Consider the following 17,319-nt stretch of genomic DNA (forward strand, 5'->3'; position numbering starts at 1 on the left):
GTCTTCCCATGGCCCTCTCTGCTTCACGATCGGTCCGGCTCCAGGCCACGGCGCGCGCGGCTGCGCTGCTCACGGGCCTGTCTCTCGCCCTGAATGCCTTCGTGCACACCCCGTCCGCTCACGCGGCCGCGCCAGGGCTCGCCGTTCAGGCGGCGACGGGCAGGAGCAGCGTTCTATCCGGTCAGCGCATCGCGCTCCTGATCGTGCCCCAGGCGACGAATGCCAGGAGTCGGGCGGCGACGGCACATGCCGACGAGGAAGCCTATCGCAAGCGTCTGCGCGAAATCGGGTTCGACGTCTGGACCTTCGGACCCGCGGACCGGCCGGAACTCGAGCGCGGATTGCGCGAAGCCGCAGCGCGGCTCCCGGAGGGGGCCCAGGTCGCGGTGATCGCGCTCGGCCCGAGTGTCGGTGGCGAAGACGACGTGTTCCTTATGCCACAAGGGGCTGCAGGCGACCTCACGCAGCGACCGGCCTTCATCGAGAGCGAGGGCGTACGCCTCGGCGATCTACTCCGACGCCTGTCACGCCGTCAGCCGCGCGACCTCGTCGCCGTCGTCGACGAGTGTCAGCCGGTTGCGGGAGGCCGCTGCGACTTCGACGCTGCCGCAGGGTCCTCGGGCGCCAGCGTCATCGGCGGTCAGCGTCTCGGGCGCCGGGCGCCGGGCGCTGTGCCCTTGGCGGGACGCGCGTCCCTGCGAGACATTCTGCTTGGCGCGATGGCGCAGGAGGGACAGAACTTCCTGCAATCCTACGAATTCCTGCAACGCGGCCTCAGCGGCAGCGATCTCGAGCCGAGAGCGAGCGGCGCACTCACCACCACCTTCTCTTTCTTGCCCCAGGGCTTCTTCGCAGGCATGACCACACCCTGCAACAAGGTCGACCCGAACGCCGAGCCCGCAGCGCTGCGCTCCATCGCCCTCGATCCGCTGATCCGCGAATGCGAGGCGGTCACCGCCGCCTATCCCTATGCGCGCGCTTTCGCCGACAGGCTCCAGGCCGGCCGCGAGCAGCGCGCGTTTCAGAAGGCTGTGGCATCCTGCGAAGACCGCCTCAGCGCGTCGAGCTACGGCAGCGCCTATCCGGCCGGACGCTTCCGCGGCATCGTCGAGAACCATGTCGTGGAATGCGACCGCCTGCGGGACCGGCAGCTAAGCGAGGCCCAACGCCAACGGGACGCCGACGCTCAGCGCCAGCGTGAGGCCGATGAGCGGCGGCGCTGGGAGGAGCAGGCGCGACTGGAGCGTGAACGAGCGGACCGCTTTCGCCTCGAACAGGAGAGCCAGCGCGAGCGCGAAGCCCTCCGGCAGCGCGAGGCGGAGGCGCAGCGACAGCGGGAGGCGGAAGCCCAGCGGCTGCGAGAGGAGGCGCAACGGCAGCGGTCGACGGCCCGGAGCGCGTCCGGCTGGACGCTGAACTACGCGACAAATCTGCTTGAGATCAAAGCGCTGGCCGATGATCATTTCGACGCTCAGAAGCAGTCGTACAGCACGGTCTGGCAATCCCGACTGCATGGCGAGCAGGTCGCCATCTATGTGCAGGTCAGCCCGAACGAGCGCTGCGGCGACGCGCGCCAGTACATGAGCGAACAGATCGCTCCGCGCCGGACGCAGGTCTCTCGCTCGCAGGAGATCACGACGGCGCCTGGGCGGTCTGGTTACATCCTCGAGGGGCGGGGCACGGCGCGTGGGCAAGGCGCTTTCGACGATCGCAGCTATCTCGACTTCGTCTCGATCCGTCGCGATGACCGCAGCACGATCACCCATATCGGTGGCCGTTTTCCCTCCGAGCACAGCGAGACGTATCGCGCCGAGGTGCTGAAGATGATGAACTCCATGCAATTGCCGAACAGTGACATGTTCACGAACCGGTGCCGGTGAATACAACGGGTCGAGGACATTTGATCATGCCGGGAAATCGAACGATGTCACGCCCTCCGACCGTTTCAGGCAATTGCGTGAACGCAAGGCAGTGTCGGCGGAGCCTGTTTCCCGGATCCGCTCATCACCTCTCTGCGCTCCTCCTGCTGGCGGCATGCCTGGTGTCGGGATCAGGCGCTCGGGCCGATCCTGCGCAGGATTGCCGAGCCGGAGCGGCGGAAGCTCGGGTGACCGGCTGTTCGGCCCTGCTGGCGGAAGCCCGCACGCCTCGGCAGCGCGCAATCGCCCTCGATGGGCGCTGCAAAGCCCACAACGATCGTCTCGCCTTCGCGGCGGCGCTCACCGATTGCACCAGCGCGATCCGGGCCGATGACGATTACCCTTACAGTTTCGCCAACCGTGGCATCGCGCAGGCTGGCCTGAACAACCATGCGGCAGCCATCGTCGACTTCACGCAGGCCCACACCATGCGTCCGACCTTCATCTATCCGCTGTTGAACCGTGCCAAGTCGCAGACGCAACTCGGTAACCTCCCCCTCGCGTCGCGAGACTACGACGAAGTCCTTCGCTTGAAGCCCGACAATGAGGAGGCGAAGCTTGCAAAAGCGGCGCTCTTCGCGCCCGCCATCGCCGGGGCGTCGCCGACAGGTGCCAACACCCTGTGCGGGAGCGTCGGCTGCAACTGAACGCCCGTGTCGGTCGATTTGCCGGCCTATCGCCTGAGTGGCGGACCTGCACATCGGGCGTTCGCGCGCGACGGCGCATCGCTGTCCGACCCGGGGGCATCCCGAGACCGGTTAGCGAACGGCACAGCTTATCGGCAGGTCACGTGAACGGTATAGGCTTTGGCCTGCTCGGCGACGGTAGCCGGATCTAGCGGAGTCGGATTCTTGGTACCGCTCCCTGTGACGATCCCGTTCGAGTCCAGGAAATTCAGCGCGATCGTCGACTTGATGGCGAAATTCACGTTTTGCGGAATGTCGTTGTTGACCTTCGCGACCGTCATCGCGTTGAGCTTGGAGGCGATGACGCCGACCACGGCGCCGTACTGATCGATGAGTGGACCGCCACTGTTGCCGGGCTGAACAGGGGTCGAGATCTGCAGCATGCGGGTGTCATCGCCGAGGCCCGCGGCGGCGGTGATGTTGCCGACCGTGAAATTGCCGGAGGCTGCCAGGAGGTCGGGAAGCGGAAAGCCATAGGCATAGACGCTCTCGCCCACCCTCGGTTTGAGCGACAAGGCCGGAACCATCGGATGCTCGAAGCCGGTGCTCAGCACAGCGAGATCGTTCTGGACGTCGGTGGCGACGAGCCGAGCCCGCAGGGACGGCAGACCGAACTTGGCAATGTTGATCTCCGTACAGCCACTGATGACGTGGTTGTTGGTCAGCACGTGTCCGGCCTCCGACACGAAGAAGCCGGTGCCGGAAGAACCGCTATCCCGCCTCGGCGTCACGCCCCCGTCGGGGTTTGCCTTGTTCCTGGGTGGCACCGTCTCCGCTTTCGCTTCGACGATGGCTTTCTGGCAGTCGATCATCGCGCTGATCGCATCCGAGGAACCTGACAGCGAGAGTTGCGCGATCGACTTACGCTCGAACAGCACCTCGATCCCACCGGCACGGGCGATATCGAGCACGAAGCTCTTCTTCAGCCCGGATGCCATGAGTCCGCGATCCGCATTGCGTTCGATACCGGAGAACTGTCCCTTCCAGCGTCCCCGTCCGGTAAGCATCATGAGTTGATAGATGCGATCAGGTTCGATTGAACGCCACTTGGGATTGGTAAAGGCCAGGAATGCCTCGTCCTTTTCTCCGTTGAATCCCATCCAGACCGTCGTCTGGTCCTCGTAGGTCGCGGCGGCCAAGCAACCGTCGGTCGATCGGCTTATCCCGATCGACCAGCCCGACACCTTGCCAATCGTCTTGTCCACGCTGAGGACAGGAGCGGCGGTGGCCGCGCGCGTTGCAGGGAACGCAGCCGCGAGGGCCACCACGCCGATCAGGAACGGACGCAAGACGAGGCTCATGACGGTAGGAACCTTCCCGGTGGTCTCAGCGACCGCTGACGGGAATCGGTCGAGCGGTGCTCGATCCTGCGAACGGATCGGACACGGTGCTGATGGCTGCGCCGCCTTGCAGTGGCGCGGCTTTCCGACGAACCGGGGCGGTAGCGACGTGCCGGCGGGACGGACGGTTCCGATAGACGATGACGCGTTGCGTCCGCGGAGCTTGGTATGCGTGTCGCGGTGCAGCCGCCATGGCGCCCAGAGCAAAGCCGATGGCTCCGCCGGCGAGCCCGTCCAACGGGCCCGCCGACGCGCGCGGCACCGATGCGGTGCAACTGATGAGAGCCGCCGCGACGGCGCTGAGAACATATTTTGAAGCGTTCACCGAAAGCATCCCGATCGAAGGAAAGCTCAGAGTCTAACGAGCGGCCTACTGCGCTAGTGCCAAGAGGCATTCGGCTACTGGATCTCCGCATCCACAACCCTGAGCTACCGCCACAACCTACCTGAACGGCCACGCTTGGGAAGTCGCTTTGCGACGCGGAATCGTTGGCACGCAATATTTTTGAGTGACAACCTTACTGGTTCGTCGGTCAGATCCTTCAGCCTGACCCTCAACCGCCATCAAGATACATGACTGAGAGCGTGCGTGTCACCGACACCGAGTTCGTCCGCGTAATCGGCGAGGTAGAGAAGCAACTCGGCCTGATAGGTCACCGTCCCGGTCGTCGTGCGTGCGGCCATTCAGTGGATCGAGAGGGCGACACTGACCTCAAACCGCGCGAACGCCCGCCGGCGCCAGGTCGTTGCCACGGGCGCCACCACCCGCTCATGCAGATTCCGGGTGCCGGGTCATCCCTTCTCTCACTCCCCCCAGAACGATCAGTGATTTTGGTCGTCGCCTCTGCGTGAACCCCACGCCATTGGCCTGCCCCCATTCGGCGGCCCAGGTTCGAAGTTAGTGCAAAGAGCTCCACAGGACCGTTCACGCGCCGAACCAGGATGCGCACGAAAGGGAGTTGACCGATGAACCCCGAATAGAGAAGAAGTTTCCCGCGGCTGCCTCCTTGAGGATTAGCTTCTCCAAGGTCAGATCCGAGATCGCCCGACGAAGCCGTTGGTTCTCCGTCTCCAGGGACTTCAGCCGCTTCACCTGATCGCCCTTCAGGCCGCCGTATTCGGAGCGCCAGCGGTAATACGTGACCTCAGTCACCTCAATGGAGCGGATTGCTTCGGCAACCTTGCGACCTTGCGAAACCAGAACATCAACTTGGCGCAGCTTGGTGACAATCTCTTCAGCCGTATGCTTCTTCCGTCCCATGACAACATCCTCCACATGGCTCGAAGCCATACCTCAGGGAGGACCACTTTTCAGGAGGCAGGCCACTTGGGCTGAGCCCGTTGGCGGGGTCATGCGAGAGAGTGCCGAAGTCGAGCTCACTCGTCTGAGCGTGCGCATTGTGGCGAACGACCTCGAAAGCGCCGGCGCCAGTATCGAGCTTATGCGCGGCAGCCCCACACGGCCGCCCGTGCCCCTGGCGGCTCAGCGGTCGGCCACAACCCTGTTGAACTGAGGGGCGACGGACATGAGCAAGAAGGACGGCGGCGCCGGCAAGGCGGCGGCAGCAGCGAAGGCCGACGAGGCGGCGCGCCAGGCGACGGTGCGCGCAGGCACGCAGCAGGTGAACGACACCTTCAGCCAGTTCAACGACGACTACTTCACCAAGCAGCGGGACAACTACCTCGGCTACGCCCTGCCGCAGCTCGACGACCAGTACGGCAAGGCTCAGAAGACCCTGACCTACGCCCTCGCGCGGGACGGCAACCTGAACTCGTCGGTGCAGGCCTACCAGAACGCCGAGTTGCAGAAGACCTACGACACGCAGCGCCTCGGCATCGCCGACCAAGGCCAGAACTTCGCCAACCAGGCCCGTTCCAGCGTCGAGGACGCCCGCGGCAACCTGATCTCGACGCTCAACGCCACGGGCGACGCCACGCAGGCGGCGCAGTCGGCCGCGGCCCGGGCGGGCGCTCTGTCGGCCCCGCAGGGCTACAGCCCGATCGGCGACGACTTCGGTGCCGTCCTGAACGGCTTTGCCGTCAACGCGCAGAATAACCGAGCGCAGTCCCTCCTGTCGGGCAAGCCCCTGGCGAACGCCGGCCTGTTCGGCTCGACGGTGGGTGCAGTTAAGACCACGGCCTGAGGGCTTAAGGATGACCTACCGGCTCCTTCGCCTCGCTCCAGGAAGCTACGATCTCGTCCTTGATGACGTCATCGTTGGCAGTGTGGTGCGTGAGGATCCTGCGGACAGAGCCTTCCCTGTCTGGCATGCCGAGTTGCTTGATGATCCGCCGCAGGAGAGGCGTCCACACCCATTCAGCAAGATTGATCACACCTTTGGCACGCTAGACGCCGCCGCAATGTGGCTCGGTGGAGCAGAAATAGTCGACCGCGCCTCTCTAGCTTAATCAACAGCACTCTGCTCAAAAAATTGGTCTCAAACCAGCAAGCTTGGCATTCTCGTTTTGGATCCCCGCTGAATAGTCCAGGATTTTCGTATCCGATACAAGGGAATTTTAAAGCGGTATCTTTGCCGGCGTATCCGACGTGACGGATCGGCAGCCAGTGGCTGGGTTTTACCAGAGAAGGTGATATGAGAGCGAGAGATGCAATCGATCCTCGTGGAATGACATGCAACCGGATGCGATCTATCCCCAGCTCGGCGAAATCTTCCGCGAGGTATTCGCCGACCCTTCCCTAGTCATCACGCCCGACACCAAATCTAGCGACATCAGTGGTTGGGACTCTGGGCGCATGATCGAACTGATCGTCGCGGCCGAGACTGAGTTCGGCATCCGCTTCACCACTCGTGACGTCGACGGTATGGCAAGGGTCGCCGATTTTGTAAGGCTCATCGCACATAAGACCGGAAGCGCTCCGTGACGTCCAGTTCGCTCGACTGGCTTCCGCCCTGCGAGGGTTGGAAAGAGGCGGTCGCTCGGATCGAGTCCGATGCGGATCCCTGGAGCAGGCTCGTTGCCCTCGCAAACACTCGACTCAGTGCTTCGCAGACAAACCAGCTCGACCGGATCCGCGCCAAGGTCTTTCCGCACGTTCGGGCCGCCTCTGTCACGACGCGGCCGCTGCGTCTCGCCGTCCTCTCATCGTCGACGGTATCCCACCTCCTGCCGGCGATCTGCGTAGGCGCCCTTCGCCGGGGGATCTGGGTCGAAACCTACGAGGCCGCATTCGGCGCCTACCATCAGGAGCTTCTCGACCCGGCGTCCGCCTTGTACGCTTTTGCCCCGGACGTCGTGCTCTTCAGCTTCGACGCCCAGCACTTGGTTGGCGCACTTCCGGTGAGCGCATCCTGGGAGACCGCGGACGCCTTGCACGCGCAAACGCTGGAACGACTGCGTGCCCTCTGGGCACTGGTGCAGGATCGTTTCTCAGGACTCGTCCTTCAGCAGACCATCATGCCCGTCGCTCTGCCCTTAGTCGGCGGTAACGAGCATCACCTCGCGGGGTCAGCCCACCACGCGATCGCCCGACTGAACGTTGTGCTCCGCGACACGGCGCGTGCCGCGCGCGTCGCTCTCGTTGCGGTGGACGATCAGGTCGTCCGACACGGGCTCTACACTTGGTACGATCCGGTTTGGTGGTTGCGTGCCAAGCAGGAAATCGCGCCTCAAGCAGCCCCCTTATACGGCGACCTCGTCGCCCGCTTGATGGCCGCGGATCAGGGACTTTCTAAAAAGTGCCTTGTGCTCGATCTGGACAACACTTTGTGGGGCGGGGTTGTTGGAGATGACGGCCTGGGCGGGATCGTCCTCGGACAGGGAAGCGCCGAAGGCGAAGCCTATGTGAGCGTCCAGACCTATGCGCGGGATCTATCCATGCGCGGGATCATACTCGCCATCGTGTCGAAGAACGACGAGGCGAATGCCCTTGCGGTCTTCCAGGATCACCCCGAGATGGTCCTCCGGCGGGAGGATATCGCGGTGTTTCTCGCCAACTGGGACGACAAGGCCCAAAATCTCCGCCGCGTCGCCTCAGCGCTCGGTATCGGTCTCGATGCGCTGGTCTTCGTCGACGACAATCCTTTCGAGCGCGAACTGGTCCGTGCGGAATTGCCGATGGTTGCCGTCCCCGAACTGCCGGAAGACCCCGCCCTCTACGCGCCACTGATCGCATCGGCGGGATATTTCGAAGCCCTGTCGGTAACGGCTGAAGACCGCGCCAGGGCGTCCTACTACAGGAGCAATGCCGAACGGAGCGCCGACGTGGCGCAGGCGGCCGATCTACCCGCCTATCTCGCCAGCCTCGCCATGACATTGTCCTGGCGACCGTTCGATGATGTCGGGCTCAACCGGATCGTACAGCTGATCAATAAGACCAATCAGTTCAATCTGACGACCCGGCGTACGACAGACGCCGAAGCCCGCATGCTGATGGAGGACTCGGAAGTCATGGGGTTGCAGTTTCGTCTGGTGGACCGCTTCGGGGACAATGGAATGATCGGGGTCATCGTGGCGCGTCGGAGTGGGTCAGACACCCTTACGATTGAGAACTGGCTCATGAGCTGCCGAGTGCTCGGACGCCGGGTCGAGGCGGCGATGCTCGAGGTCCTGGTGCAGGTGGCGATCAAGCAGGGCATCCGACACCTGATCGGCTGTTATCGCCCAAGCGCGAAGAACGGCATCGTTGCAAAGCATTACGAGAATCTCGGCTTTACGGAGATCGCCGAAGCCCCGGACGGATCGCGGTATTGTCTCAACCTAGACAGCTATGTCCCGGAGGGTGGCCCGATTGAGATCGCCAGAGGATAGATAGTCCAATTATCCAAACCGTCCGTCCGACGCATCCCAATCCCAAAGCTAGTGCCGTATGAGACCACGTGAATGTCGCAATACCTCAGGCGCTTGAGAGCGATGTCTTCGGATCGACTGAACGCTCTACGCTTCGGCAACCAGCGGCACGATCCACGCCCCTCGGATCTTCTCAAACAATTTGAGAGCTTCGGCGACAACTGCGAATTCGGGCTTGTTCAACGCTACTGCGGCGCGGAGCCCCTTGGCCTACTGCGATTTGTTTTTTCGGATTTGGACAAGCTCATCCATGGGCTTGATACGGACTTCCAGGATTACGGCCAGAGTGGCGATCTCGAACTCCATACCGGCTCCGACGACGTGACCTATTGCCGAAGCCGCCACTTCGGCTTTCCCTATATCGTTCACAGAACGGGCTCGGACGAAGGCCCGGATAAGATCATTCGGAGAGAATACAAGAAGGTAGCTTATCTTAAAAGACGCTTGCTGGAGGATCTCGCCAGCGGCGACAAGATCGTCGTGCGAAAAGGCGATCCAGAAAACACTGGCCAGACTAGGGAACGCCTCATCCGGGCGCTCCGCCGCCATGGCCGGACCACGCTCCTGCACGTGACGGCCTCCGAAGCAGAGGTCACCCCCGGGCACGTGGAATGGGAAGGTGACGGGCTTCTGCATGGCGTGGTTCGGCGCTTTGCCCCCTATGAGCGAGCCGCGGACTTGGATCTCCGATCCTGGCTGCTGATCTGCACGAATGCCGATCGGCTCATCCGCGGTCTGGAGCCGGTGCGCGCACTTCCGAAGCCGCCAAACTTGCTGCCTTGGAGGCATCGTCGTGCGAAAGTTCACCGGGGCGGCAGCGGTGCTTCGGTGCCCGGGAATTCACAGGATGGCCTCGAGGTCTTCGGCTACCAGCACGCGGTCGGCACCTTCGATCGAGAGGAGGTCTATGTTCTTTCAGCGTGGGTATGGATCCCGACCGGTTTCAAAGGAAGCGAGATCCGGCCTGCTATCGGACATCTCCGGCTGTCCTGGCGGTACGCCGACCTGTCGATCCGAGATGTCTGGCAATTCGTTTGGGTTTCGGCGCTCATTCCGAAAGAGTTTGTGAAAATTTTCGTGGGCCTAGTCGTGGTCGATGCAGGAGAGGGAGGCGTTCGATCTGCAAAGTGGCGTTTTGAAAGGGTTCCGACGCCATCCATATCTATAGCGCCAGCTAATTATTGAGGCTGGGATCAAAATCGGTAATGCGTTTACTAAAGTGCCGCACATGCGCGGCACCGGCGAGCGCCAGCCGCCCAGCTCGAACACGGCCGCCGACCGGGAGACGCAGAAGGCCCTGTCGGACCCGGGACTGTTCGGCCAGGGTGTCGCCGCGGCCCGGACGGCCGGCGTGTCCCTGGTGCAGAATGCCACCGAGGGCGCGCGCCGGGTCGCCTTGGGGCAGCGCATGGACGTGCTCGCCAACCTGTTCACGGCGCCCGACAGCGCCGCACAGATCGCCGACATTGTGGCGCGGGGCCAGAGCCGGTGCTGGCGAACGCCGCGCGCCGGCAGGCCCTGCAGACGCCGTCGATCGCGGCTGCGTTCGAGTCGCCGGCACTCAAAGAGGGGGCCGCCCGATGACGTACCCGCTGCATCGCCTTGCACCCGGCAGCTACGATCTTCTCCGCGATGGCGAGGTCGTCGGTAGCGTTGTGCGCGAGTTCGGGCCCTGGGCCGACGGCCCTATTTGGCATGCCGAACTGCTGGACGATCCGCCACCGGATAGACGACCACATCCCTTCAGCAGGATCGACCACACTTTCGGCTCACTGCAGGCATTGACGAGGTGGTTCGGTGGTGCGCCGATCTCGGAAGCACTCGAGGAAGCTTAGAATTCGAGCTCGGCCGTTGCACGCACCAAATCCGTCCAACGGCGATCATATCGCTGAACCGCCTTGTACGATGAGGTCGGCACTCGGTGCCGCCCATGAGTCCGGTTGCGTGCTCCCTGTCCGCCCGGCCCCGGCGGCTCGGGCCACGGCCACTCAACGGCCAGGCATGATCTCTGATGGTGGAGCGTGGGCGCCGCGCGATGCGAGAGCGCTCTTCGGCATCAGCATGTGCACGCCCTTGTTGCCGTCCACCGTCTGGGTGATGCGCAGGTTCCCGGCGAGCGAGCACAGCATGTAGGCCTGGTTGCGGGTGAGGCTCGTGCGTTCACAGACGTGGCGCACCATCTCGCGCACGGCCTGGCGCATCGCCTCGTCCAAGCTTTCGTGCAGGCCGATCGACATCAGGTCCGTGGGCGTCTCGGCGAAGGGCCATGCGTAACCGAGATCCTTACGCACGGTGAGGCGGAACGTACCGGTCAGCCCGGTCTCCAGGGCGGTGATGCAGACCTCGCCGTCACCCTGCACGCCGTGGCCGTCGCCCGCGTAGAAGCCCGCACCGGTATTGTAGACCGGCAGGTAGAGGGTGGTGCCGACCTTGAGTTCCTTGTTGTCCATGTTGCCGCCGAAGCCGCGCGGGACCGGGGTTCCGACCCGGCCCCAGGCGGCGGGTGGGGCCGTGCCCATGATGCCGAAAAATGGATCGAGAGGCAGCTCCGTCCCCCAGGGCAGCACGGCGACGCCGCGGGCCACGTCGATGTCGGGGTGGACGGTCTCGTACTCGGTGAACTCGTCCGGCAGGGTGCCAAGGAGCGGCAGGATCGCCACGAAGCCCCAGTCCATGCGGAACTTCAGGTCGAGGATGTCGACCTGGAGCACGTCGCCAGGTTCGGCGCCGCGCACATGGATGGGGCCGGTGACGAAGTGGGGACCGGCCCCCTGCGCCAGCGTATCGAGAGCGAGGCGATAATCTTCCGGCACCCGCGTGGGATCGGGATGGAGCGATTCACGTCCCCCCGCCGGGAACGAGTGCAGCGTGACGGTATCGCCGGAGGCCACTTCAAGCACAGGCGGGAGGGCGGCGTCGAAGTAGCCCAGCACCATGGTGTCGGGGGTCGCGGGGATCTCGTGATGCTGGGCCATGCGGGCTCCTGGGTCGGGCGTGTCAGACGGTGATGTGACGCGAAACGGCGTCGTGGCTCAGGTCTTCGCGGGAGCCCTGCTCGACCACGCTGCCGCGCGAGAGCACCACGAAGGCGTCGGCGAGACGGATCGCGAAGTCGAGGTATTGCTCCACGAGGACCACGGTGATCCGGCCCTTGAGCCCTTCGATCACCCCCTCGATCGCCGAGACGATGGACGGCTGGATGCCCTCCGTCGGCTCATCGAGAAGCAGGATGCGCGGCCGGGTGGCGAGAGCCCGCGCGATGGCGAGCTGCTGCTGCTGGCCGCCCGAGAGGTTGCCGCCCGGCCGGTGCCAGAGGTCGCGCAGTGCCGGAAAAAGCGCTGCGGCCTCCTCGACGGCGCTGCCGCGCTCCAGCCCATGGGCACGGGCGGCGACGCGCAGGTTCTCGGCGACGCTGAGGTCGGCGAAGATCTCCCGTCCCTGAGGTACGATCGCGAGCCCCGCGCGCGCGCGTCGGTCCGGGGGCAGCCGGGTTATGTCGCCGCCGTCGAGCCGGATGGTGCCCCGGCTCACCGGGATCAGCCCGGTCAGGCACCGCAGCAGCGTGGTCTTGCCGGCGCCGTTCCGACCCAGCACCGCGAGGCAGGTCCCCGGCGCGACGGTGAAGCCGACGTTCCGAAGCACCTGGGCACTGCCGTAATGCTGGTCGAGACCGGTGACCGCGAGGCCGGCCGGGGGAGGAAGCGTCGGGTCCGGAGCGTGGCTCATCGGCCGAGAAAGACCTCAATCACGCGGGCATCGGCCCGGGCGGCGGCCATGCCGCCCTCGAAGAGGGTCCGGCCCTCGTGCAGCACCGTGACCCGGTCAGCCACGGCCTCGACGAAGGCCATGTCGTGCTCGATCACCAGGATTGCCCGGTCGGGCCGGCGCAGCGCCCCGATCAACTCGGCCGTGCGCGCGGTCTCCGCATCAGACAGGCCGGCCACCGGCTCGTCGAGGAGGATGATGCGGGGTGCGGAGGCCAGCACCATGCCGATCTCGAGCCACTGCTTCTCGCCATGAGCCAGCGCGCCGGCGAGGATCTCGGCGCGCGTTTCCAAGCCGGTCTCGGACAGGGCGGATGCGAGGCGAGCCGCCCGTTCCCGCGCGGGGCATTCGGGACCGCAGCCGATGACGAGGTTTTCGCGCACGGTCAGGGCCGGGAAGACGCTCGGCTTCTGGAATTTGCGGCGCACCCCGGCCCGGGCGATCTCGGCCTCGGATCGCTTCGTCAGGTCGAGGCTGTCGCCGAGCAGGATGCGTCCGGATTTCGGCCGGCTGATTCCCGTGATGGCGTCGAGGAGGGTCGTCTTGCCGGCGCCGTTGGGACCGATCACCGCGCGGACCTCGCCCGCATCTACCGCGAGCGACAGGGCGTCGAGGGCCCGGAAGGCCCCGAACATGACGGAGAGGCTGTCGATGACGAGGGCGCTCATGGCCGCGTTCGTCCACGCCGAAGCCAGGTGGGTTTGAGTCGAAGGGCGGCGAGGTCGAGGAGGCCGTTGGGCAGGCCCAGCACCACCGCCAGAACGAGGCCCGAGAGGATGAAGGGCCAAGCCTCCGGCATCGCGGCGCTCAGCAAGAACTTCAAGGCGTTCACCGCCACGGCTCCGATCACCGCCCCGCTGAGCCGGCCCAGCCCGCCGATGGCGACCCAGACCGCGATCTCGATGGAGAGATCGGGGCTGAGCACGCGTGGATTGATGATGCCGACCTGCGGCACATAGAGGATGCCGGCGAGCGCGGCGATGACGGCCGAGAGGCACCAGATCCCGAGCTTGAGGCGCGTGGTGCTGTAACCGAGTGTGCGCAGACGCGCTTCGTCGTCCCGGCAGGCAAGCATGCGTCGCCCGAACGGGCTCGCCACCAGGGTCCGCGCGCCGACGAGCGCGCCGGCCAGGGTCAGGAGGGTCGCAACCGCGAGGCCGGTCACCACACCGGGTGTCCCCATCGGCCAGCCGAACAGCACGGAGAACCCCGTCATGCCGTTATTGCCGCCGAGCCCGGTATCGTTGCGAAACATCAGCAGCATGGCGACGTAGACCAGTGCCTGGCTGATGATCGAGAAGTAGACCCCGTTCACCCGAGAGCGGAACGACGCGAAGCCGAACACGAAGGCAACGGCCGCCGCCAGACCCAGCGCCAAAGCAAGGGCGTAGGGCGCGCTGGTCAACCCGGTCCAGTAGAACGGGAGGCTCTTCCAGCCCATGAACTGCATCAGGTCCGGTGCCGTGCCCGTGACCGCGTAGGCATGGGCAAGCAGGTGCATGGCACAGACGTAGCCGCCGATGGCGAAGAACAGCCCGTGCCCGAGGCTGAGAATGCCGAGATAGCCCCAGACGAGGTCGAGGGAGACGGCCAGGATCGCGAAGGCGGCGAGCTGCCCGACCATGTTGACGAGGTAGGGGGCGGGCTGGAGCACCGGGAGGATGACGGCAGCCGCCACGATCGTGGCGACGAGGCCCACCAGCAGCGGGTCGCTTCCAAGGTTCGGTCCGACCCGCCGGGCCGACTTCCGCGGGAGCGTGTCCACGGCGCCGCTCATCGCCGGCGTCTCACGGCGAACAAGCCCTCGGGCCGGCGCTGCAGGAACAGGATGATCCCCACGAGCACGATCACCTTGGCGGCGACGGCGCCGTAGAGCGGTTCGATCAGCACGTTGGCCCCGCCGATGCCGAGTGCCGAAACTAGGGTTCCGACCACGGTGCCGACGCCGCCGAGCACCACCACCATGAAGCTGTCGACGATGAAGTTGGCACCCATGCCGGGGTTCACGCTGTAGATCGGGCACAGGGCGACGCCCGCGAGGCCGGCGAGTCCCGAGCCGAAGCCGAAGGCGAGACGGTCTACCCGCCGGGTGCGGATGCCGAGGCAGGCGGCCATGTCGCGGTTCTGCGTCACCGCGCGGATGTCGAGGCCCAGCGGCGTCCGCTTCAGGATCACGAGCGTCAGCGCGAGGGTGACGGCCGCGAAGGCGATGGCGAAGAGGCGATTCCAGGTGACCACGAAGTCCGCATAGAGCGGCACGCCGCCGCTGACGTAGGACGGCATCGCGAATTGCAGGTTCTGCGACCCGATCGCGACGCGGACCCCGTTGATGAGAAACAAGCTCACCGCCCAGGTCGCCAGCAGACTCATCAGAGGGCGCCGGTAGAGATGACGCAGGATCAGGGCCTCAATGGCGATGCCCACTCCGGCGGCGGCCAGAAACGCCACCGGGATCGCGGCCAGCAGGTAGGCGTCGAGCCAAGCCGGTGCGAGCCGCCTGAAAGCCTCCTGCACCCCATAGGTGGCGTAGGCGCCGATCATGATGAACTCGCCCTGGGCAAGGTTGATCACGCCCATCAGCCCGAAAATGATCGCCAGGCCGGCCGCCGCCATGAACAGGATGCTGGCGAAGCTCAGGCCGTTGTAGAGCACGGCGAGGGCGTTCCCGAGGGAAATCGAGCGCTCCACTCTGGCGAGCGCGGCATCGAGGACCGTGCGGAAGGCCGAATCGGCGCCGTAGGCCGGATCGGTCTTGAGCGCCGAGAGGCGCGAGAACGCCGCGCCCGAAGGGGCCTCGGCGACCGCCCGGATCGCCCCGAGACGGCGCGCCGGATCGGGCGAGGACAGGGCGGCGGATTCGACGACGGCCGCGAGGCTCGCCTTTAGCCCGGCATCGGCCTCGGCGGCGGCCGCGCGCCGGAGGACGGGCTCCGGCACCGAGGCGATGCGGCGCTCCACGGTGGCCAGGGCGCCCTTGCGTGCGTCTGCGCTCGAGCCGGTCAGCAGCGTTGAGACCCCCGAAGCCGTCTCGACGAGGGTGCGCTGGCGCAGGCCGAGCACGGGTGAGCGTCCGCCCGTGGCCGGCCGCGCCGTCCCGGTGGCTGCATCGAGGCCGTCGGAGGCGCCTGCGCGGTCGAGGATCACGGCCGTCTCGCCGAGACAGGCGAGGCGCCGGTCCAGGAGCGCGCGCAGGGTCGTGCCAGCCCAGGCGACGTCGTTTGCCTCCGTCTCCGCGGAGCGGCGCAGGAACGTCTCGACGGCGCTCGTCTGCGCCGCGCCGTCCCCACACAGGGCGACGGCGAAAGCGGCTCGATCAAGGCCCGGCCCGGCCGCGAGGGCCGGCGGGACCATCAGGCTCGCGGCCCAGACCAGGAGACCGGCGAGCCAGACCCGTCCCACACCCTCAACCATACGGGCTGAACGGCACGGGCTTGGGGGCATCGGGCGACTGCCACAGGATGTCGAAGCCCTGCTTCTCGTTGACGGAGCCGATGAACACGCCGCGGGCGACGTAATTGTTCTCGCCCGTCATGGTCAGGGTGTAGCCAGACGGATCGGCGAAGCTTAAGCCGGCGAACGCCTTGCGCACCTCCGGCACGTCGAAGCTGCCGGCCTTGGCGGCGGCCAGCGCCCAGAGCTGGACGCTGTCGTAGGCCGAGACCATGGGGTCGATGACCGTATCGGCGCTGAAGGGCACGGACTTGGCCTTCACGTAGGCCGCCCATTCCGACAGGAACCGGGTGTTGGCCTCGGCCTTGGCAGCCTGGAGATAGGCCCAGCAGTTCAGATGGCCGACCAGCGGCGCGGTGTCGAGGCCCTCAAGATCGGCCTCCACCATGTCGAGGCCGAGGATCGGCACGTCTGTGGCGCGGATGCCCTGGTTGGCGAACTCGCGCAGGAAATCCGGGATCGAGGAGCCAACCACGGTGAGCACCACGATTGGCTGGCCGCCGGGTTGGGAGGCGAAGCTACGGATCTGGTTCACCAGGGTCTGGAAGTTGGAGAAGCCGAGGGGCACGTATTCCTCGCGCCATGCCGTCTCGACGATACCCTTCGATGCCCAATAGGCCTTGAGCTGCTTGTTGATGGTCCGCGGCCAGACGTAGTCCGAGCCAATCATGAAGAAGCGCTTCGCGCCGACGCCCTCGGCACCCATCAGGTAATCGACCGCCGGCAGCACCGAGCTCGCCGGGGGCGAGTTCACGTAGACGATGTTCTTCGAGTTCTCGTCGCCCTCGAAGTGCAGCGGATAGAACAGCAGCCCGTCATTCTGCTCGACAACCGGGAGCACGGATTTCCGCGAGACGGAGGTCCAGCAGCCGAACAGGGCCGCGACCTTCTCCTGCTGCAGCATCTGCCGGCCGACCTGCGCGTAGAGCGGCCAGTCCGAGGCTGGGTCCGAGGTCACGACCTCGATGCGCCGGCCGTTGACGCCGCCCCTGGCATTGATTCCGTCCGCCGCCATGCGCACCACGTGGTTCAGGCGGCCCTCGAGATTGGCCATGGTGCCAGACGACGAGAACAGGCAGCCGAGCTTGACGGTCTCCGCGGCCCAGGCCGGCCGGATGATGGCGGGGGCGGACAAGGCTGCCGCGGTCCCCATAAAGCTGCGTCTCGTGAATTCGACCATCGCTCTCGCCTCGTTCCGTGACGGACCGGATTGTCAGAGTTGAGAGCGCTGGGAGGAAGGCCAAATAGGCTGCAGAGCGGCTGCGACCTGCGTAAAACCGTAGCGTTCCGCCCACGACGCAAGCGCTCCTGCCTGTCAAACGTCAAAAATTGCACTCTGCACCCAATGGC

14 protein-coding genes and 1 pseudogene are annotated in these 17,319 nt (G+C 65.5%); 7 read left to right on the forward strand and 8 right to left on the reverse strand.

Annotated elements, in window-relative coordinates:
* Nucleotides 1–8: 8 nt before the first annotated feature.
* Both AC0IWM_RS00770 and AC0IWM_RS00775 read left to right on the forward strand, forming a co-directional pair.
* A complete protein-coding gene (locus tag AC0IWM_RS00770; protein ID WP_471752624.1) occupies nt 9–1,880 on the forward strand; it encodes an MAP7 domain-containing protein in 1,872 nt (623 codons plus the stop codon).
* A 227-nt stretch (nt 1,881–2,107) separates the two neighbouring features.
* Nucleotides 2,108–2,566 carry a tetratricopeptide repeat protein gene (locus AC0IWM_RS00775; RefSeq protein WP_471752625.1) on the forward strand — a complete coding sequence of 153 codons (459 nt, stop codon included), beginning with the start codon at nt 2,108–2,110 and terminating at the stop codon, nt 2,564–2,566.
* Between the two features lie 128 nt (nt 2,567–2,694).
* Here AC0IWM_RS00775 and AC0IWM_RS00780 read toward each other — a convergent pair whose 3' ends face one another.
* The gene (locus AC0IWM_RS00780; RefSeq protein ID WP_471752626.1) at nt 2,695–3,906 is read right to left on the reverse strand and encodes a S1C family serine protease; all 1,212 of its coding nucleotides are present in this window, start codon (nt 3,904–3,906) and stop codon (nt 2,695–2,697) included.
* A gap of 1,018 nt (nt 3,907–4,924) precedes the next feature.
* A pseudogene (locus tag AC0IWM_RS00785) lies at nt 4,925–5,206 on the reverse strand (transposase); the annotation flags it as partial.
* Between the two features lie 265 nt (nt 5,207–5,471).
* On the opposite strand from AC0IWM_RS00785, the gene AC0IWM_RS00790 reads away from it, so the two are divergent.
* From AC0IWM_RS00790 to AC0IWM_RS00810, 5 genes are all read left to right on the forward strand, one after another.
* Complete coding sequence (locus AC0IWM_RS00790) at nt 5,472–6,089, forward strand: hypothetical protein (protein ID WP_471752627.1); 618 nt, start codon at nt 5,472–5,474, stop codon at nt 6,087–6,089.
* Nucleotides 6,090–6,577: 488 nt separating this feature from the next.
* A complete protein-coding gene (locus AC0IWM_RS00795; protein WP_471752628.1) occupies nt 6,578–6,829 on the forward strand; it encodes an acyl carrier protein in 252 nt (83 codons plus the stop codon).
* Nucleotides 6,826–8,715 (forward strand): HAD-IIIC family phosphatase, encoded by a 1,890-nt coding sequence (locus tag AC0IWM_RS00800; protein ID WP_471752629.1) that lies wholly within the window; start codon nt 6,826–6,828, stop codon nt 8,713–8,715. Before AC0IWM_RS00795 ends, AC0IWM_RS00800 begins: the two co-directional genes overlap by 4 nt.
* Nucleotides 8,716–8,787: 72 nt before the next feature.
* Nucleotides 8,788–9,939 carry a hypothetical protein gene (locus AC0IWM_RS00805; protein WP_471752630.1) on the forward strand — a complete coding sequence of 384 codons (1,152 nt, stop codon included), beginning with the start codon at nt 8,788–8,790 and terminating at the stop codon, nt 9,937–9,939.
* Nucleotides 9,940–10,334: 395 nt separating this feature from the next.
* Complete coding sequence (locus tag AC0IWM_RS00810; protein WP_471752631.1) at nt 10,335–10,589, forward strand: hypothetical protein; 255 nt, start codon at nt 10,335–10,337, stop codon at nt 10,587–10,589.
* Between the two features lie 153 nt (nt 10,590–10,742).
* Here AC0IWM_RS00810 and AC0IWM_RS00815 read toward each other — a convergent pair whose 3' ends face one another.
* The 6 genes from AC0IWM_RS00815 to AC0IWM_RS00840 are packed head-to-tail and all read right to left on the reverse strand — an operon-like array spanning nt 10,743 to nt 17,149.
* Nucleotides 10,743–11,729, reverse strand: coding sequence for an acetamidase/formamidase family protein (locus AC0IWM_RS00815; RefSeq protein WP_471752632.1), 987 nt, complete (start codon nt 11,727–11,729; stop codon nt 10,743–10,745).
* Between the two features lie 22 nt (nt 11,730–11,751).
* Complete coding sequence (gene urtE / locus AC0IWM_RS00820; protein ID WP_471752633.1) at nt 11,752–12,480, reverse strand: urea ABC transporter ATP-binding subunit UrtE; 729 nt, start codon at nt 12,478–12,480, stop codon at nt 11,752–11,754.
* Nucleotides 12,477–13,187: an ATP-binding cassette domain-containing protein gene (locus AC0IWM_RS00825; RefSeq protein ID WP_471752634.1), complete on the reverse strand. Its 711-nt coding sequence runs from the start codon at nt 13,185–13,187 to the stop codon at nt 12,477–12,479. Before AC0IWM_RS00825 ends, urtE begins: the two co-directional genes overlap by 4 nt.
* Nucleotides 13,184–14,296 (reverse strand): urea ABC transporter permease subunit UrtC, encoded by a 1,113-nt coding sequence (gene urtC / locus AC0IWM_RS00830; RefSeq protein ID WP_471752635.1) that lies wholly within the window; start codon nt 14,294–14,296, stop codon nt 13,184–13,186. The genes AC0IWM_RS00825 and urtC overlap by 4 nt, the downstream gene beginning before the upstream one ends.
* Nucleotides 14,293–15,930 carry an urea ABC transporter permease subunit UrtB gene (urtB, locus tag AC0IWM_RS00835; RefSeq protein ID WP_471752636.1) on the reverse strand — a complete coding sequence of 546 codons (1,638 nt, stop codon included), beginning with the start codon at nt 15,928–15,930 and terminating at the stop codon, nt 14,293–14,295. Before urtB ends, urtC begins: the two co-directional genes overlap by 4 nt.
* Complete coding sequence (locus AC0IWM_RS00840) at nt 15,923–17,149, reverse strand: transporter substrate-binding protein (protein WP_471752637.1); 1,227 nt, start codon at nt 17,147–17,149, stop codon at nt 15,923–15,925. Before AC0IWM_RS00840 ends, urtB begins: the two co-directional genes overlap by 8 nt.
* Between the last annotated feature and the right edge of the window lie 170 nt (nt 17,150–17,319).

It is taken from the genome of Methylobacterium sp. AC433, from assembly GCF_979253015.1.